This is a genomic window from Rhizobium aureum (genome assembly GCF_030182495.1).
Lineage (GTDB): Bacteria > Pseudomonadota > Alphaproteobacteria > Rhizobiales > Rhizobiaceae > Rhizobium > Rhizobium tropici_C.
Map to the genome: position 1 here is coordinate 718932 of NZ_JAQJCI010000001.1, position 18295 is coordinate 737226.

Sequence of the window (18295 nt, forward strand, 5' to 3'; positions counted from 1 at the left end):
AGTTCGTTTTGATGTTTCCGTAGAACTGCGTGTCATTCCGTCTCGAAAAGCTCGCGATAGCGATTGGGCTGGGAGCGAAGATACTGCTTTGGCACACGAACTTTACCCCCTAGCGCCGCAGCAGCGTGCCATGGCCAGTTCGGATCGAATAAAATGGTTCTCGCCAGTGCCACCATGTCGGCATCACCGGTGCCGATGATCATTTCGGCTTGATCGTAGCCGGTAATCAAACCGCCCGCGACGACGGGAACGTCGACAACCCTCCGTACCTCTCGAGCCAACGGACCTTGTAGCTAGCCCTGGTACTCGCCTCGTCTGTAGCCGTCGCCATGTCAGCAGCCTCAGCATCCGCTTGGCGTAACCGTGTCAAATTCTCTTGACAGGTACGCGATTGTCATTGAGTGTTAGTAAAGCGTTTTACTAAAGCGGTTTACAAGCGAAATGGCAAAGGGACACACGCCGGGATTGAAAGATGTCGCGAGGGCTGCCGGCGTGTCGGTGACAACCGTCTCCCGCATGCTGAACGGTTCCTTGGACCTGCCCATGCTCACCAAGCGGCGGATCGAAGACGCGATCGCCTCCCTCAAATATCAGCCGAACCCGCATGCCCGGCGGCTGAGCCGAGGCCGCTCCGATACGATCGGTCTCGTCGTGCCCGATATCGCCAATCCGTTCTTCGCGACCATGGTGGCGGCCGTCGAAGAGGCGGCCAACGACAAGGGCTTGGCCGTATCGCTCTATGCGACCCTCAACCGGACCGGCCGCGAGGTCGCCTATCTCAGGCTGATCGAGCACAATCATGTGGACGGATTGGTCTTCGTCACCAACCATCCCGATAGCGGTGAACTCGCCGCTCTCATCAATCGAACGGGCAAGGTCGTCGTCGTCGACGAGGACGTTCCGCTCGCGACCGTCCCGAAACTCTTCTGCGACAATCGGCAGGGCGGTTATCTCGCGGGCCGCCATCTGGCTGAATTCGGCCATCGCGACGTGCTCTATGTCGGCGGCCCCGATACCATGATCAGCACGCAGCGACGCTTCAACGGATTGCACGAGGGTTTACGGGAGCGCTTCGGCGACGACGTCTCGATCCGGCGCTACAGCGGCGAATATACGATTGCCTGCGGACGGGAGATGGCGCTGCGGTTCCTGGAGGAAGGCATGCCGGCAACCGCGATCTTCGCCAGTTCGGACGAGATCGCCATCGGCATGATCGAAGTCCTGCGCGAGAAGGGGATTTCGATACCGGATGACCTGTCCCTCATCGGCTTCGACGATGTCAGTCCGCTGCATCTTTTTGCGCCGCCCCTGACGGCGATCCGCCAACCGGTGCGCGCCATCGGACAGCGCGCCCTTTCCCTTCTTCTCGAGACAAACTGGCAGGAAAGCAAATCGCTTGCCACCGAGGAACTCGTGCCAGTCGAAATCGTCGTGCGGAATTCCGTTGCACCGCCGTCGACCCATAACAAGCAACGATAACGAAACCAGAGGATGAGAACATGGAACAGATCAGACGTCGGGCGTTCAACGTCGCCCTTGCCTTTACCGCGTTAGCGGGCGTGACCTTTGCAGCTCCGTTGGCGCATGCCGCCGGCAAGACCTACGCGCTGGTGCAGATCAACCAGCAGGCCCTTTTCTTCAATCAGATCAACGAAGGCGCCCAGAAGGCGGCCGATGCCTCGGGCGACAAGCTCGTCATCTTCAACGCCAATAACGACGCTGCCGCGCAGAACAGCGCCATCGAAACCTATGTCCAACAGAAGGTCGATGGCCTGATCGTCGTTGCCATCGACGTCAACGGCATCATGCCGGCCGTCAAGCAGGCTTCGGATGCCGGCATTCCGGTCGTCGCCATCGATGCGATCCTGCCGGAAGGCCCGCAGAAGTCGCAGATCGGCGTCGATAACGGCAAGGCCGGTTCCGATATCGGCGCCTACTTTCTCGACTACGTGAAGAAGAATATGGGTGGCAAGGCCAAGGTCGGCATCGTCGGCGCCCTGAACTCCTATATCCAGAACCTGCGCCAGAAAGGTTTCGAAGACGCGATCAAGGGCGGCAGCATCGAGACGGCTGGCGTTGTCGATGGACAGAATATCCAGGATAACGCCCTTGCCGCCGCCGAAAATCTCATCACCGGCAATCCCGACATGACGGCGATCTACGCCACCGGCGAACCGGCCCTGCTCGGCGCCATCGCCGCCGTTCAGAGCCAGGGCAAGCAGGACAGCATCAAGGTCTTCGGCTGGGACCTAACGGCACAGGCGATCGCCGGCCTCGATCAGGGCTATGTCGTCGCTGTCGTCCAGCAGGACCCGGCAGGCGAGGGCAAGGCCGCCGTCGAGGCCCTAGCGAAGCTGACCGCCGGCCAGAGCGTCGAAAAGAGCATCTCCGTGCCGATTACGATCGTGACGAAGCAGAACGTCGATCCATACCGGGCCGTCTTCAAATGATGACGGAAAACCGGCCTGTTCATGCCGGAGCCGGGGAGGCGCAAGCCTCCCGGCATTCCTCCGGCTCGCCGGCTGTGACCCCGGCGGTATCACTGCGCGGCATCCGCAAGACCTTCGGTTCGCATCAGGCGTTGCGCGGCGTCGATCTCGATCTCTTTCCCGGTGAATGCCTCGGCCTCGTCGGCGACAATGCCGCTGGGAAATCAACGCTCACCAAAATCATCTCCGGCACCTATCTGCCGGATGACGGAACCATCTCGCTGAACGGCGAGGAGGTCAAATTCTCCGGACCCGCCGATGCGCGCGGCCGGCACATCGAAATGGTCTTCCAGGACCTCAGTCTGTGCGATCACGTCGATGTCGTCGGCAATCTTTTCCTCGGGCGCGAAATCACCAGAGGCCCATTCCTCGATCGCCAGAGAATGCTGACCGAGGCCCGCAAGATGCTGGATGCGCTCGAGATCCGCATTCCGCGCCTATCGGCCAAGGTGGAGAAGCTGTCCGGCGGCCAACGCCAGGCGATCGCGATTGCGCGAGCGGCCTCATTCAGCCCCAAGGTGCTGATCATGGACGAGCCGACCTCGGCGCTTGCTGTCGCCGAGGTCGAAGCCGTTCTCTCGCTCATCAATCGGGTCAAGGCGACCGGCGTTTCCGTCGTCCTGATCACCCACCGCCTTCAGGATCTCTTCAGGGTCTGCGACCGGATCGCCGTCATGTACGAAGGCACCAAGGTCGCAGAGCGCGATATCGGCAAGACCAATCTTGAGGATCTCGTCAAGCTCATCGTCGGGGGAGAGAGACATTGACCGTCTACACCGAACGCAGCAAAGGCTCGCCGATATCAGATTTCCTGAGTGAGAACGCTCAGGTCCTGTCGATCGCCTTCTTCTTCCTGGCATGCCTCGTCTTCTTCTCGCTGACGACGACGACCTTCATGACGATGGGCAACATTCTCAATGTCGTGCGCCAGGCAGCTCCCATCCTTGTCGTGGCGATCGCCATGACGCTGGTCATCGTCACAGGCGGGATCGATCTTTCCGTCGGCTCCATGCTGGCGCTCATCAATGCGGTCGCCGCCATTACGCTGGCGACGGGTATACCCTGGCAGTTGGTCTCGATCGGCATGCTCGCCTTCGGCGGCATCGTCGGCCTGCTGCAGGGCTGGTTCATCGCCTACCAGAATATTCCTGCCTTCATCGTCACGCTCGCCGGTCTCTCCATCCTGCGCGGCGTCGCTCTCTATCTGACCCAGGGTTATTCCATCCCGATCAACGGCGATCCGGGCTTCTTCTATATGGGACGCGGCGAACTGGCCGGCTTTCCCGTTCCGGCCTTGATCGCGATCCTGATCGCGATTGCCGGCTATGTCGTCATGGCCTCAACGAAATACGGGCGCCAGATCGTGGCGGTGGGATCGAACATGGAGGCGGCGCGCCGTGTCGGCATGCCCGCCAAATGGATCGTCGCTTCGGTCTATCTGGTCTCGGGGGTCGCATCTGCGCTGGCCGGGCTCTTGATTGCCGCGCGTCTTGGCTCCGGCTCATCGAATGCGGCGGTCGGCTTCGAACTTCAGGTGATTGCCGCCGTCGTGCTTGGCGGCACATCGCTGATGGGCGGGCGGGGCACGATGATCGGCACGGTTCTCGGCACCATGACCATCGCCGTCATCGGCAACGGCCTGATCCTGATGCATATCTCGCCCTTCTTTACCCAGATCGTTACCGGGGCGATCATCCTTGTCGCCATCTGGCTGAACACGCGCATCTTCACCACCAACTTCCGACTGACGGGGAGGAGGAAGAACTGATGGCAACGGATGAACTTTCACCCGGTCACCTCCGGTCCGGATATGTGATGACCGTCTCGGGACCGGTTCCGGTCTCCGACATCGGCATTACCCTGATGCACGAGCATATTCTCAACGATTGCCGCTGCTGGTGGCACGCGCCGAAGACGCCGGACCGGCAATATCTTGCCGAGAGCTTCGTCTGCATGGAAATCCTTGGCGAGCTGCGGCAGGACCCTTTCGTCAACAAGCACAACATCACGCTGGATGACGAAAAGCTTGCCGTGACGGAGCTCGAAGATTTTGCCGGGCTCGGCGGCCGGACGGTTGTCGAGCCGACATGCCAGGGCATCGGCCGCGATCCGCTGGCTCTGCGGCGGATTTCCAAGACGACGGGATTGAACATCGTCATGGGCGCCGGCTTTTATCTCGGTTCGTCGCATCCGGCGAGGGTTGCCGATATGTCCGCGGCTCAGATCGCCGATGAAATCGTGTCCGAGGCAACCGCGGGCGCCGATGGCACCGATGTGAAGATCGGTCTCATCGGCGAGATCGGCGTCTCGTCCGATTTCACGGCCGCGGAGGAAAAATCGCTGCGGGGCGCAGCGCAGGCGCACGTGCGCACCGGCCTGCCGCTGATGGTCCATCTTCCCGGCTGGTATCGCCTCGGCCACAAGGTTCTCGACATCGTAGCAGCGGAGGGTGGCGATCTCAGGCATACGGTGCTGTGCCACATGAACCCGTCGCATGACGATCTCACCTACCAGTCGGAGCTGGCTGCCCGCGGCGCTTTCCTCGAATACGACATGATCGGCATGGATTTCTTCTATGCCGATCAGCAGGTGCAATGCCCAAGCGACGAGGAGGCGGCTCGCGCGCTCGTCAAGCTCGTCGAGAAGGGACACAAGGATCGGCTCCTGCTCTCGCACGACGTCTTCCTGAAGATGATGCTCAAGCATTACGGCGGCAACGGTTACGCCTATGTCCTGCGCCACTTCCTGCCGCGCCTGAAGCGCCATGGATTGGACGATGCAACGCTCGACGTCTTCATGCGCGCCAATCCGAGATCGGTCTTCGAGGCCGACGCAACGCCATAAAAAGAAATGGAAACATCATGACAAAGAAGGTTCTTCTCGTCGGCGAAAGCTGGGTCAGTTCCGCCACGCACTATAAGGGCTTCGACCAGTTCGGAAGCGTCACGTTCCACCTTGGCGCCGAGCCGCTCGTAAAAGCGCTCGCCGGCAGCGAATATGAGCTCACCTATATGCCGGCCCATGAAGCGGTCGAACAACTGCCCTTCGACATGGCCGGGCTGGATGTCTATGACGCCATCATTCTTTCCGATATCGGCGCCAACTCGCTGCTTCTTCCGCCGGCGGTCTGGCTGCATTCGAAGACCGTCCCGAACCGGCTGAAACTGCTCAAGGCCTGGGTCGAAAAGGGCGGTGGCCTGTTGATGGTCGGCGGCTATTTTTCCTTCCAAGGGATCGACGGCAAGGCCCGCTGGCGCCGCACCGCCGTCGAGGACGTGCTGCCGGTGACCTGCCTGCCCTATGACGACCGTGTCGAAATTCCCGAGGGAACGACGCCTGTTATCGTCAAATCCGATCACGCGACCGTCGCCGGCATCCCGAGCAAATGGCCCTTGCTGCTTGGCGTCAACGAAGTCGAGGTGCGCGAGCGGGACGATGTCGAAGTAATCGCTAGCTTGCCCGACGATCAGGGCGGGCATCCGCTCCTGGTGACCGGCCGCTTCGGCAAGGGCCGGACAGTTGCGTGGACCTCGGATATCGGCCCGCATTGGCTCTCGCCCGCCTTCTGCGAATGGGAGGGCTACGGCCGCCTTTGGAAGAATATCCTCGGTTGGCTGACGGAGGAAAAGTAAGCGTCATTCGCCGGCAAGAATGCCGGCGAGATCCGCTTTGCTCGGAAAGGCTGCGCGTGTTCCCCGGCGGCTGACGGTGATGGCAGCGGCCGCTGTTGCGTGATGAATGGCTGGGGCGTCGAGCCTTGTACGCCGCAGTGCCGCCGAGGCGAGAGCAACCGCCATGAAGGTGTCGCCGGCGCCCGTTGTGTCGACGACTTCGGTCGCGAGCGCTGGGACAGTCGCAATCACCTGGCTGCCGCTGGCAAGGATCGCGCCGGCGCCGCCGAGGGTCAGAACAGTCTGCGCAACACCGGCTTCGGCCAGGTGTTGAATAGCGCTCTCGCCGGAGGAACCGGTCAGGCTTTCGGCTTCGCCCTTGTTGAGAAAGGCGACGTCGATCAGCGGCCAAAGCTCGGCAAAGTAGGGCCGCAGCGGGGAGGGGTTGAAGGCGGTCGTCAGGCCACGATGTCTGGCGTCGGCAAGAATGCCGCGGGTGACGCTTTCGCTGAGATTGCCCTGCAGCACGACGAGATCGCCGGCTGTGGCATCCGCGAGTGGAGCAAGCGCCTCGGCAAGGGTCAACGCCTCGGCCGAGGCCGTCGTCGTCACGATGGCATTTTCGCCGTCTGGCGTGGTGAAGATGATGGAGAAGTCGCTGGAGCGGTCGGGATGTCCCACAAGGTGAGCGTCGACCACTTCTCCGGCAAGCTGGTCGCGGATCGTCTGGGCGCGAAAATCCTTGCCGACGGCGGCGACAAGCGTCGTGGAAAGGCCCGTCCGGCCCATTACGACCGCCTGATTGGCGCCCTTGCCGCCAAGGTCGCGGGTCTCCTCGCGGCCGAGGATCGAGGCGCCGGCTTCGGGCATGGACAATACGGATATGGTTTCGTCGATGGCGACGTTACCGATGACATAGGCACGCATGGCAGACTTTCAGAAAGGAAAGAGAAATGCAGCAGATATCGGATAAGGCCTCGAGCGCCATACGGGAAATCTTCGGTACTGACAAGGCGCTGATCGGCATGATCCATTGCCCGCCTTTCCCTGGTGCCCCGCGCTATCGCAGCGCAGCGATGGATTCCATTTATGACACCTGCATGCGCGACGCCGAAGCGCTCGTCAAGGGCGGAATCCATGGCCTGATCATCGAAAACCATGGGGACATTCCCTTTTCGAAACCCGAGGATATCGGCCATGAAACCGCAGCCTTCATGTCTGTCGTGACGGACCGTATTGCCCGCGCCGTCGGCGTGCCACTCGGCATCAATGTGCTTGCCAACGCACCGATCCCCGCCTTTGCGATTGCGATGGCCGGAGGCGCACGCTTCATCCGCGTCAATCAATGGGCAAACGCCTATATTGCCAATGAGGGCTTCATGGAGGGACGCGCTGCCGAGGCCATGCGCTATCGCTCGCTGCTGCGCGCCGAACATATCAGGGTCTTTGCCGACAGCCATGTGAAGCACGGCGCACATGCCATCACCGCCGACCGGACGATCGACGAGCTGACCCGTGACCTCGCCTTCTTCGATGCCGATGTCGTCATCGCCACCGGCCAGAGGACCGGCAACAGCGCGACGATCGAGGAGATCGAGGAGATCGGCGCCGCCACGCATCTGCCGCTGCTGGTCGGCTCCGGCGTCACCAAGGACAACATCGTCGAGATCCTCAAACGCACGAACGGCGTCATCGTCGCTTCGTCACTGAAGGAAGGTGGCGTTTGGTGGAACCCGGTAGAGCCCGCCCGTGTCGCAGCCTTCGTCGAAGCGGCAAAACCCGGCCTGGAGGCGTGAGGACGATGGCACAGACCCTGTCGGAGCAGATGCTTGACGAAAACCGCGATGTCTTTGAGGCGATGGTTCGCCACCACTTCGTCGAGGATATCAAGGCCGGCCGCCTCCCAAGCGAGGTGTTCGAGCGTTACCTCGTCTTCGAAGGCGCCTTCGTCGACACGGCGATCGCGATCTTCTCCTATGCCACTGCGAAGGCCGGGACCATCGCGCAGAAACGCTGGCTGATCGGCGTACTCGACGCCCTCGCGAACCAGCAGATCGCCTATTTCGAAAAGACCTTTGCGGCGCGTGGCATCGATCCAGCCCGATACGACACCGCCCGAGAAGACGTCGCCGCCTTCCGCGAGGGAATGCTGGCGATCGCCCGCGACGGCACGTTTCTCGATACGATCGCCGCCATGTTTGCCGCCGAATGGATGTACTGGACCTGGTCGGTCGAAGCCAACCGGTCGGCGATCCACGATCCCCTGCTGAAGGAATGGGTCAAGCTTCATGCCGAGCCCGAATTCGAGGCGCAGGCGCGATGGCTTAAGGCCATGCTCGACCAGGCGGGCGAAACCATGCGTGCTGACCAGCGCAAGCGGCTGAGCGCCATTTTCGGTGAAGTGCAGCGCCTGGAAATCGCTTTCCACGAGGCCGCCTATCCCTGATCGCTGGCCCGGTTATCTGCTACGAGCAGGGGAGGGGCCGGTCGGGGTTCGAATACATAAAAGAAATGAATCGAACCGGGTCGACCGATTCAAAACACTCGTTGGACCCCGCCGGCTGGATCAAGCATCCTGCCGGCATGCTTAGTCAACCTTATCATCTCTACATCGAACGCACGGATGTCACGCGGAACATGGCGCGTTATTATGCCCTGGAGATATCAACGACTTTGTTCGGCGACACATGCCTGACAAGAAGATGGGGCCGCATCGGGTTCGGCGGGCAGACCATGGCACATCACTTCGCCGATGAAAGCGATGCCGTCAGGATGTTTCTCACATTGGCCCGGCAGAAACGGGCCAGAGGATACCGGCCGCGATCCTAGAGCAATTCCAGGAAAAGTGCGCAGCGGCTTTCCGTTGAACAGGGCTTGCTCCGGCGATCCCCACCAAAAGCGTGGTAACTGAAGCCGTAGCTTTCTTTCCAATCGCCAAGCCTGGGTATCTGGAACGGCAGCTCAACGGAGCGCAACGGACCTATCGCGTTCGATGTGAAAACCCAGCTTCTCCGAAATTTCGTTGGCGGCGGCTGTCAGGCTTTGCAGATAAGTGCTGCGGTTGCGCAGGCCATCCTCGCGCGGTGCGACGAGGCAGAGGGTAGCGATGCAAGCTCCGCCAGCCTGATAGATCGGAACGGCGAAGCAATGGGTGAAATTTTCGACTTCACTGTTGAAAGTAAAGAAGCCGTCACGACCAGCCTGGCGAACCTGGCCGATGAACTCGGACGGCTCCATCTGCCTCCCGTTGGGAAGGAGAAAATCCTCCGGCGGGATCAGATCGATGATTTCCCGATCGGTCAGATGCGACACCAGCAGGCGTCCCGACGCCGTCCAGGGGATCGCAACCGGTTCGCCGACATTTGAGGAAATGCGAAAAGGCCGGACACCCTCGCGCATCATGGCGACCGTATATTTCCTGCCTTCAAGCAGGCACATCTGCGCCGTTTCGCGTGTTTCCTCGGCCAGTCGCACCAGCATGCGGTCACATTCGCGCATCCAATCGAATTGTTCGGCATAGGCTGTTCCCAGAAAATACAGGCGGCGGCCGAGATAAACACGGCCGTCATTCCCCTGGTAATCGAGCATGCCATGGCGGAGTAGAAGATTGACCAGTTCATAGACCGACGACCGAGGCGCCCCGATTTCGGAGGCGATTTCGTTCGGCCGCATGGGCTGTCGTTTCACCCGGAGAAATTCAAGAATCTCGAAGGCGCGGTCCAGTCCCCGGGTGCGTCGCGATACCGCATCGCTTACGGCCTCGGTCATGCTCTCTCCAATCCTTGTCAGGCGCGATCGGCGCGGTAAGCCACGCAATCAACCTCGACCTTGCAGTCGACCATCATGCGCGATTGAACACAAGCGCGAGCCGGCGGGTTCTTGCCGAAATACTCGGCATAGACACCATTGAAGCTCCAGAAATCGCGTGGATCGTCAAGCCACACGCCGATGCGCACGACATCTTCCGAGCTGTAGCCGGCTTCATTGAGGATCGCAATCATGTTTTCGATCGCCTTGCGGCTCTGACCAATGATGCCGCCAGGCACGATCTCGCCCTTTTCCATCGGCACCTGGCCGGACACATAAAGCCATCCCGCAGCTTCGGTGGCACGTGCAAATGGCAGCGGCTGGCCGCCTGCGCCGGTTTCACCCGCACCATAACGCTTGATCGTCATATTCTTCTTTTCCCTTTTAGTTGAAGCTTGAGGTTTTCAGGAATTCGGCAAGCCGCTCGGTTTTGGGCCTGACGAACATTTCCTTCGGCTCGCCCTGTTCGCAAATCACGCCCTGGTTCATGAAGATGACCCGGGACGAGACTTCATAGGCAAAACGCATTTCGTGCGTGACAAGCAGCATGGTCATTCCATCCGCGGCGAGACCCTTGATGACCTGCAGCACTTCACCCACCAGCTCCGGATCGAGTGCGGAGGTCACTTCGTCGAAGAGCATCAGGCGCGGCGACATCGCGATCGCACGAGCGATCGCCACACGCTGTTGCTGACCGCCGGAAAGCTGGCCGGGATAGTGATTGGCGCGCGCCGAAAGACCGACGCGGTCGAGCCAGCGCTCGGCGATGGCACGCGCCGCGGCCTTCTGCATCTTCTTCACCTTGATCAGGCCAAGCATCACGTTTTCGGCCGCGCTCATGTGCGGAAAGAGATTGAACTGCTGGAAGGCCATCCCCGTCAGCGCGCGCTGACGGGCAATCTCCTTTTCACTCTTGCGCCGGCGGGAACTGCCCTCGATGTGATAGCCGATCTCCTCGCCGTCGAGACTGATCGTGCCGTCCTGAAACTCTTCCAGCATGTTGACGCAGCGCAGCATGGTCGTCTTGCCCGATCCGGACGACCCGATGATCGAAATAACCTCACCCTCGGCAACCGAGCAGTCGACGCCTTTGAGAACCTCATGATGACCGTAGGTCTTCCGCAGGCCCTTGATTTCAAGAATTGTCTTGGCCATGGCTTGGCTTCCTCACGATGGAAGAGCGGTCTTGCGCTCGATGAACTGACCGAAGCGTTCGATCCCGAAGTTGACGACGAAATACAGAGCGCCTGCGAGAAAATAGAATTGCAGGCTCATGAAGTTACGGGAGATGATCTCCTGTGAGCGGAGAAGCAGCTCGGCCACCCCGATGACGGACAGCAGGGTCGACGCTTTGACCATCTCTGCGGCGGTGTTGACCCAGGCGGGGAGACATTGGCGCAGTGCCTGCGGCCAGAGCACCGAGGTGAATGTTTGCGAAAAGGTCAGCCCGATCGCCTTGGCTGCCTCGGTTTGCCCTTTCGGGATCGCCTGCAGCGCGCCGCGCACGATTTCTCCGACATGGGATGAGCAGAAGACGGCCAATGCGAGGACACCGGCGGCAAAGGGTCCGAGGTCAAGCCCGACGGCGCTCGACACATAATAGCTTGCAAGCACCAGGACGAGGACAGGCGTTCCACGGATTATATCGGTATAGGCACGTATGATGAAACGGAGGACGGCATTGCCATAAACCAGGCCAAGTCCGACAAGGACGCCAAGGCATGAGCCACTCAGAATTGCCAGCAACGATATGGATACGGTCATTACCAGGCCATTCATGATGACATAGCGGGCGATCCAGAGCTGGTCCAAAAAGGTCTGTGACATCGGCTTACCTCGGCAATGCCAGCCGGCGTTCAACGAAGCGCATGACTGAAGCGATTACGAAACACGTTGCGACATAAAGCGCCGAGGTAACCATCCATGTCTCGATCACGCGGAAACTTTCGACATTGATCTTGCGCGCGGCAAAAGTCAGTTCCGGGACAGCAATGGTTGCGGCGAGCGAGGTATCCTTGAACAGCGATATGACCGTCGACGACAAGGAAGGCAGAACGTTGCGCAGCATCAGCGGCGCGACGATCGATGTACGGATCTGCATTCCGGTGAGCCCGATCGCAAGCCCAGCTTCCGTCAACCCCTTGGGAATGGACAGCAGACCGGCCCGGAATACTTCCGCGAGATAGGCGCCCGAGTACAGGGACAGGACGAGGACGAAGCTTTTTATCTTATCGAGCCTGAAACCGATTTGCGGCAATGCGAAAAAGGCAAACAGCACAAGCACCAGGATCGGCAGATTGCGGATAAGCGTGACGTAGCAGCGGGCCGGCACTGCGGCAATTCGCTGCTTCGAGATGAGCGCAAAGGCCACCAGAAGACCAAGCACGGCACCAATCAACAGCGAGATCGCGGCAAGCCCAAGGCTCAGCATCAATCCGCTCAAAAGAAAATCGAAGTTGCGCCAAACGGCGCCGAAATTCAGCGTGTAACCCACGACAGGCCGCCTCCAGAAGAAGGAACGGGAGATGCTCCCGTTCCTTTTTACCAATTACTTGAATTCGACCGGAAAGCCGATCTGCGGAGGTGTCAGGTCTTTGCCGAACCAGGTTTTGTAGGACTTCGCATAAGTGTCGAACTCGACGCCGGTCATCGCCTCGTGGAGGGCGGTATTGACGAAGTTCAGCCAATCCTGATCGCCGCGCTTGACGCCGCAGGCATAGGTCTGCGGGTTCCATCCATAACCGGCATCCTTATACTTGCCGGGGTTCTGGGTCATGTACCAGGCAAGGGAAGACTGATCGGTAGCAGCGGCATCGGCCCGGCCGGACTCAAGCGCCTGGTAGATCAGGTCGACGGAATCGTACTGGTCGACGGTTGCTTCCGGAAGAGCTGCATGGACCATGGCTTCCGCATAAACATTCTGAAGCACCGAAATCGTCACCGAAGAGCCCGCCGCCTTGAGTGCGGCATAGTCGGCATATTTGCCGTCTGCCTTGAGCATGAGGCCGACGCCCTCGCGATAATAGGGAATCGTGAACGCGATCTGCTGAGCACGCTCGCCTGTCACGGTCATGAACTGGCAGGTGATATCGACCTTGTCTGTCGTGATGTTCGGAATGCGCGCGTCCGACGACTGGTTGACGTATTCGATCTTGTCCGGATCCCCGAAGAGGGCCTTGGCGATGATGTGACCCATGTCGACGTCAAAGCCCTGGAGTTTGTCGTCCGCACTCTTGAAATGCCAGGGCGCGTTGGTGCTGCCGGTTCCCATGACGAGGTGGCCACGGGCGAGCACCTCGTCAAGCTTGCTGCCAGCAGCCAGTGCCGGGCTGCATAGAATTGCGGTCACGGCCAATGAGATCAGGCCGGTTCGAAGTGAAATCGTCATTGTAGTTCCCCTTTTTTGTAGAGCGTCGTTCCCGATGTCCTGTATAGTGGACATGTATCTGCTTTAATGGACTCCTACATCAAGTCCTATGAGGAACAAGTTGTCAATAGGCGCTACCGAAGGCAGTCCGGCGCCAAAGTGCCCGCGAATTGCTGCCCGTCGTGTGGTGTCGCGTTTGTGCAATCGGAAATCGGCGCTCGAGCCAGCGGCTGCACTGACCAGGAGGGAAGGGCAGGGCAGCCCGCCGCCTGCATCGATCGGATAAAATTGTGAAATATCGAGACCAAATCGGCCGCTTTGCGCAATCGGAAGTCGTCAGTTGCCGTCTCGCTTTCGCGCACCGCCCCATCGGCAACGACTGCGAAGGGATGGCTTAGCGTCGGATTTCATCTGATTGGCTTGCCCGAAGTGTCGATCACCTCGATCGAATGAGCGATCAACCGCCGTCGTCCACTGGTGAGCAGCTCGAGATCGCCGCGCTGATTGATGAGATCGCCGACGAAATGACCAAGAGAGGCGTTGGAGCGGCCATAACGGATCGTTACGCCGCACTATCCGACGGCATCCGAGATGAGGAGGATGAGTATAAATTCAATCTGTTCGGTGTCATGACCGCAGTAGCGCCATGGAGATGGTCGCTCATATTCCGGAGATCACGATAAAGTTCATAGCCATATGAAAAGCGCACGAAAGAAGTATTCCACCGCTAAAATATCGTATAATCCCAAGAAAAAATCCAATTAGTGAATAGTCTAAGAATGCCGACAAACTATTAGGAACGTGCGGTATTATGTATAAAACTGTCGTGCAGAAAACGATCAATTTATCGTTGTAGTGATGATTCCGGAGCTTCAGCCATAGATAACCACGAAAAAATAGCTCCTCGCAGATCGGTGCGATGATGCAGGTCGTAAGTATGAAAAGAACGCTTGTAGCCGAAAAGCTGTAGCTTGCCTGGTCCAGACCCTGCCAAGCGGACTTTAAGAGCAGCAAAACAAGGCCCGTCACAAACGCATAGAGCCGCGAGCGATGTTCGCGATCCGGTTGAGCAATCTCTCGAATACGCAGTAGGATCGACCCCAAAAGCACTATGTCAATTGTCAAGATCGGTACGACAATGGCTATTTCTGTTCGTGCCGTCCCGGTAACGTCCGATGCGGACAGGACGACGCCGGCAATATTGGTAATCAGAAAAGCCACGAATACTGCGCTTATGATAATTCCGATGTCACCCGCGCAGACGAGAAAAATCATACGACAGATAGTTGTCACCGCTACGAGAAACCGCTTCCAGAACTGTGCCATGAACTAAAAGCCGCCTAGCCACCTGAATTTCAATGAATGGTTGGGGTCATCGCTGCCTAAACAATGGACTAATGAGGAAGTCCCATATCAAGAATGAGATAATTGGAGAGAGAAAGGCGAAGTAAATGAAATGATCTCCGATTCCCCGTAGGCCGAAGGGGAACAGAAAAATCAACAGGGGATTTATGATGGCAAGGGGTATGAGAATGTTAAGATATTTCAACCGTTACCTCCCCAGTATCGGACATAGACCCCGACGAGAACCAGAATCTATGTCCTTTGCCGCCGGTTCCGAGAACTATCTATGGCTTCCGGAGCTGCTAATGCCTCTACCACCGTCGGATGCGGGGCCTCCACCGTAGTCACCCATCGCGGTATAGCCACCATAGTCGGGTGAGGCTCCGCTGTTAATATTATTCTCTACGGAGTTGCCGATCGCATAGCCAGCGAGCCCGCCGCCTGCAGCGCCGATCCGCCCGCCCATGGGGCCAGCCGCAGATCCAGCCGTTCCCCCGACCACGCCGCCGACAGCAGCACCTATCCGGCCGCCCCATCCGCTGTTTGAACTACTATCAGATGAACCACCCATAAAACTTCTCCTATCTTGCGCTTTGGGTTGAAATTTCATTATGTGATGCATCACAGATAGTATTATCTGTGCCAGATGTGGCTATAATCAACCCTAAAAGTCGCGCCCAATAGGAAAACAACCATTGGATGAAACTCCAGCATCATTTTCCTGGTTCACGAAAACAACCGGGAAATACACTGGCCACATAGTTGAACTTTCAATCATTTCTATTGTCCTGCGCCTTCTCGGGCTTGTTCAACCTTTTGTTTTTCAGGCGCTTATCGACAGAATTCTCCCATTTCAGCGGGAAGATAGTCTTTATATTGTTGTTGCACTGCTCGTTGTCGTCGCTTTGTTTCAGAGTGCATTCAAGTCGGTGTCGACGTATCTCGGCGGTGATCTGGTCAATCAACTGACACGCGAGTTCAGCAGGCGTATTTACGAGCACGTTCTCCATTTGCCGCTCCGCACCCTGCAAAAATGGCAAGTGGGCGAGTTGTTCGCACGCATGGGTGAAATCGAAACTATTCGACGGTTTCTGACTGGAACCATCTCGGGTGTGATCATCGATATCGTGTTCTCATTTGTGTATCTCGGCGCTCTTTTTTCGATCAGCCCATCTCTTACCCTGATCATCGTCGTCATCCTGCCCATGCAGATGGCCGCAATCGCGATAGTCGGTCCGTTCCTGCGTCGTCGCTTGAAGCAGTCGTTCCTCGCAAACTCAGCTCATCAATCCCGTATGATCGAGACCTTCAGGAATGCTGAGACTGTGAAGGCCCAGGCCGCCGAAGAGCGCTATGCCAGGCGTCTCGATGGAACGATGTCCGCTTCCCTCGATCTGGGGTTCAAGATCACCAGGTTGCACATTGTGAACGGAATCATCAGCGATGCGTTCAGCAATGCTTTTGATATCTTGATCGTCTTTTTTGGCGCGATGCTCGTTCTGGATAACTCCATCACCCTTGGACAACTTGTAGCGTTTCATTTGCTGGCCGGACATGTGTCGGCACCCATCCTTGGACTGGCGTCGCTGTGGGAGCACTGGCAGGGCATCAAGATCGCTCGTCTTCGTCTCGGGGATGTCCTAAACGCCCCCTCGGAAGTCAAAACGGGTAAGCAAAACCTCATTTTAAAAGGAGCAGCAACTTTGCGCCTGGAGGCCGTTTCGTTCGGATACACTTCGGAGCGTCTAGTTCTCGACAATCTGAACCTGACGATTTCACCTGGAAAACCGACCATTATTGTGGGGCGCTCAGGCTTTGGAAAATCTACCCTAGCGAAGGTTCTGAGCGGATTGTATCCGCCAGACTCTGGTACCGTCTTCATCGACGATCAGGTGATGGATAGCTTCACCCCCGAAAGTATCAGGACCAACATAGCCTACCTGCCACAGGAAGCGGCATTATTTGCTGGAACGATCAGAGAAAATCTCCTTCTCGCCAAGGAAGATGCCACCGATGATGAGATGCAAACGGCGTTACGGGATAGTGCTTGTGCAGAAATGATCGAGCAATTTCCGGATGGAATGGAGACGAATGTTGGCGAGCACGGATCTTCACTCTCAGGCGGCCAGCGACAGCGATTGGCGCTGGCCCGCCTTCTCCTGCGTAACCCCAACATCCTGATTGTCGACGAACCCACCAGTGCCTTGGATGAGCGGTCCGCGTCCATTATCACGCGAACGCTGAATGACCTCGCCAAGTCTCGCACCGTCGCCATCGTAAGTCACCGGCCAGAACTGTTTGGTGCCGAAGCGGATGTCGTCGATCTCGAAAAACTCCAGGTGCGACCATGACCGGGGTGTCGCCATCTATGGCACGAGCTTCGCCGACGGTCCGAATAACGACTTGGCTTCTTCTTATCCTCTTCGCAGTCATCCTTGGCGGGAGCATCGTTGCCAAGACAGAAGTCGTGGCGCGTGGCTCTGGAAAATTGGTTCCGATATCGCGTGTTCAGGTGGTGCAGCCGCTCGCCGACGGCAAGATCATCGAGTTGAACGTCAATGAGGGGCAGACAGTTGCTGAAGGCGAGGTCCTGGTCAAACTCGATCCCACCGCAGCCCAAAGTGATATTCAACGGATCCAGGCCAATATCGAGCAACAATCGCTCGATGCGGATGTGGCTGATGCCATTGTTACGCCACTTGCCTCACAAGATCCTGCAAATCCCGGCTTCGTCGAGGCTGGCGTCCAGAAATTCCGTCAGGACTGGCCTGCTAGCTCCGAGAAGGAGCCAGAAGGCGAGGCGCTTGTCCGTGCAACACTCGTTGCCTTGCGCGATCAAATTTTGCAGACCGATGCTCAACTGAAACAATTGGAGTTGCAGCAGGAGGCGCAGAATGCCCGCATAGAAAAGGCCAAGACTGATCGTGACATCGTTTCTCAGAAGCTTACCTCGGCGGATACTCTACTGCAGCAGGGGGTCATGAGCCGCAACGAACACCTCGATAGGCTTCGAGAGTTGAGATCAATCGATAGCGATGCGCGGGTAGCCGAAAGCGAACTTTCTGCCCTGGTGGCATCGACGGAAACGACGAGACGTCAGCGGGCATCTGCGATCTCCGACAATCTCGCCACGCAGCGTCGCCGTCTCAGGGAATCGGAGATCGCCCGAGACAGTTCCAATGCTGCATTACGCGCTGCGCAGGAAAGGCTGAACAATCTCACACTTCGTTCACCGGTCGCCGGACGGGTCGAAAATATGACGGTTCACACGGTGGGCGGCTACGTGGAGGCAGGAGCGACCTTGATGGGTGTTGTGCCGACTGACGGTGGCATGGAAGTGGAGGCCTTCTTCGATAACAGAGACGTGGGTTTTTTGCAGAGCGGACAGAAGGCATACGCAAAGTTCGACGCCTTTCCATCTGAGCGCTTCGGCGTCGTTCCTGGCCACGTGACCAGCATCGGGGCGGATGCACGGGAAAACGGCGCATCCAAGTGGGTATATGCCGTGCGCCTCCGGCTCGATAAGTCTGGATTGTTGGTGGACGGCAAGGACATTGGCTTTTCACCAGGGATGACGGTGACCGTCGATGTCGTCACGTCAACACGCAGGCTCATTTCCTACTTTTTCGAACCTATTACGAAGGCGCTACAAAATGGGTTGAAGGAGCGATGACACC

At 58.2% G+C, this 18295-nt stretch carries 19 protein-coding genes and 1 pseudogene; 11 read left to right on the top strand and 9 right to left on the bottom strand.

Features of this window, described 5'->3' with window-relative positions; genetic code table 11:
• Window positions 1–32: 32 nt before the first annotated feature.
• A pseudogene (locus tag PH552_RS03370) lies at window positions 33–290 on the bottom strand (oxidoreductase); the annotation flags it as partial.
• A gap of 151 nt (window positions 291–441) precedes the next feature.
• On the opposite strand from PH552_RS03370, the gene PH552_RS03375 reads away from it, so the two are divergent.
• Genes PH552_RS03375 through PH552_RS03400 form a run of 6 tightly spaced genes read left to right on the top strand, consistent with a single transcriptional unit; the run spans window position 442 to window position 6121 of the window.
• Window positions 442–1479, top strand: a complete 1038-nt coding sequence (locus PH552_RS03375) for a LacI family DNA-binding transcriptional regulator (protein WP_285165481.1) — start codon at window positions 442–444, stop codon at window positions 1477–1479.
• 20 nt (window positions 1480–1499) lie between these two features.
• On the top strand, window positions 1500–2450 hold the full coding sequence (locus PH552_RS03380) for a substrate-binding domain-containing protein (RefSeq protein WP_145646733.1): 951 nt from the start codon (window positions 1500–1502) through the stop codon (window positions 2448–2450).
• The gene (locus PH552_RS03385; protein WP_113248832.1) at window positions 2447–3256 is read left to right on the top strand and encodes an ATP-binding cassette domain-containing protein; all 810 of its coding nucleotides are present in this window, start codon (window positions 2447–2449) and stop codon (window positions 3254–3256) included. Before PH552_RS03380 ends, PH552_RS03385 begins: the two co-directional genes overlap by 4 nt.
• A complete protein-coding gene (locus tag PH552_RS03390) occupies window positions 3253–4257 on the top strand; it encodes an ABC transporter permease (protein WP_113248833.1) in 1005 nt (334 codons plus the stop codon). Before PH552_RS03385 ends, PH552_RS03390 begins: the two co-directional genes overlap by 4 nt.
• Entirely contained in the window at window positions 4257–5333 is a 1077-nt protein-coding gene (locus PH552_RS03395; RefSeq protein ID WP_285165482.1) for a phosphotriesterase family protein, read from the top strand. The genes PH552_RS03390 and PH552_RS03395 overlap by 1 nt, the downstream gene beginning before the upstream one ends.
• Window positions 5334–5350: 17 nt before the next feature.
• A complete protein-coding gene (locus PH552_RS03400; protein ID WP_112345797.1) occupies window positions 5351–6121 on the top strand; it encodes a glutamine amidotransferase in 771 nt (256 codons plus the stop codon).
• 3 nt (window positions 6122–6124) lie between these two features.
• On the opposite strand, the gene PH552_RS03405 is transcribed toward PH552_RS03400, so the two are convergent.
• The gene (locus PH552_RS03405; protein ID WP_285165483.1) at window positions 6125–7027 is read right to left on the bottom strand and encodes a PfkB family carbohydrate kinase; all 903 of its coding nucleotides are present in this window, start codon (window positions 7025–7027) and stop codon (window positions 6125–6127) included.
• A 26-nt stretch (window positions 7028–7053) separates the two neighbouring features.
• Between PH552_RS03405 and PH552_RS03410 the strand changes: the two genes are divergently transcribed.
• From PH552_RS03410 to PH552_RS03420, 3 genes are all read left to right on the top strand, one after another.
• The gene (locus PH552_RS03410; RefSeq protein WP_285165484.1) at window positions 7054–7896 is read left to right on the top strand and encodes a BtpA/SgcQ family protein; all 843 of its coding nucleotides are present in this window, start codon (window positions 7054–7056) and stop codon (window positions 7894–7896) included.
• 5 nt (window positions 7897–7901) lie between these two features.
• Window positions 7902–8546: a TenA family protein gene (locus tag PH552_RS03415; protein WP_285165486.1), complete on the top strand. Its 645-nt coding sequence runs from the start codon at window positions 7902–7904 to the stop codon at window positions 8544–8546.
• 137 nt (window positions 8547–8683) lie between these two features.
• A complete protein-coding gene (locus tag PH552_RS03420) occupies window positions 8684–8929 on the top strand; it encodes a WGR domain-containing protein (RefSeq protein ID WP_350223703.1) in 246 nt (81 codons plus the stop codon).
• 132 nt (window positions 8930–9061) lie between these two features.
• Here PH552_RS03420 and PH552_RS03425 read toward each other — a convergent pair whose 3' ends face one another.
• The 7 genes from PH552_RS03425 to PH552_RS03455 form a co-directional block, all read right to left on the bottom strand.
• Entirely contained in the window at window positions 9062–9868 is an 807-nt protein-coding gene (locus PH552_RS03425; protein WP_112345792.1) for an IclR family transcriptional regulator, read from the bottom strand.
• A gap of 17 nt (window positions 9869–9885) precedes the next feature.
• Window positions 9886–10275: a RidA family protein gene (locus PH552_RS03430; protein WP_285165487.1), complete on the bottom strand. Its 390-nt coding sequence runs from the start codon at window positions 10273–10275 to the stop codon at window positions 9886–9888.
• A gap of 16 nt (window positions 10276–10291) precedes the next feature.
• The gene (locus PH552_RS03435; protein ID WP_113248838.1) at window positions 10292–11062 is read right to left on the bottom strand and encodes an amino acid ABC transporter ATP-binding protein; all 771 of its coding nucleotides are present in this window, start codon (window positions 11060–11062) and stop codon (window positions 10292–10294) included.
• Between the two features lie 12 nt (window positions 11063–11074).
• Window positions 11075–11734, bottom strand: coding sequence for an amino acid ABC transporter permease (locus PH552_RS03440; RefSeq protein ID WP_112345789.1), 660 nt, complete (start codon window positions 11732–11734; stop codon window positions 11075–11077).
• A 4-nt stretch (window positions 11735–11738) separates the two neighbouring features.
• Window positions 11739–12401, bottom strand: a complete 663-nt coding sequence (locus PH552_RS03445; RefSeq protein ID WP_112345788.1) for an amino acid ABC transporter permease — start codon at window positions 12399–12401, stop codon at window positions 11739–11741.
• Window positions 12402–12455: 54 nt separating this feature from the next.
• Window positions 12456–13295: a transporter substrate-binding protein gene (locus PH552_RS03450; RefSeq protein ID WP_112345787.1), complete on the bottom strand. Its 840-nt coding sequence runs from the start codon at window positions 13293–13295 to the stop codon at window positions 12456–12458.
• Window positions 13296–13934: 639 nt separating this feature from the next.
• Window positions 13935–14600 (bottom strand): CPBP family intramembrane glutamic endopeptidase, encoded by a 666-nt coding sequence (locus PH552_RS03455; RefSeq protein WP_113248840.1) that lies wholly within the window; start codon window positions 14598–14600, stop codon window positions 13935–13937.
• Window positions 14601–15313: 713 nt separating this feature from the next.
• Between PH552_RS03455 and PH552_RS03460 the strand changes: the two genes are divergently transcribed.
• Together PH552_RS03460 and PH552_RS03465 are read left to right on the top strand one after the other, a co-directional pair.
• A complete protein-coding gene (locus tag PH552_RS03460) occupies window positions 15314–16969 on the top strand; it encodes a peptidase domain-containing ABC transporter (protein WP_113248841.1) in 1656 nt (551 codons plus the stop codon).
• Entirely contained in the window at window positions 16966–18291 is a 1326-nt protein-coding gene (locus PH552_RS03465) for an HlyD family type I secretion periplasmic adaptor subunit (RefSeq protein WP_113248842.1), read from the top strand. The genes PH552_RS03460 and PH552_RS03465 overlap by 4 nt, the downstream gene beginning before the upstream one ends.
• Window positions 18292–18295 lie beyond the last annotated feature (4 nt).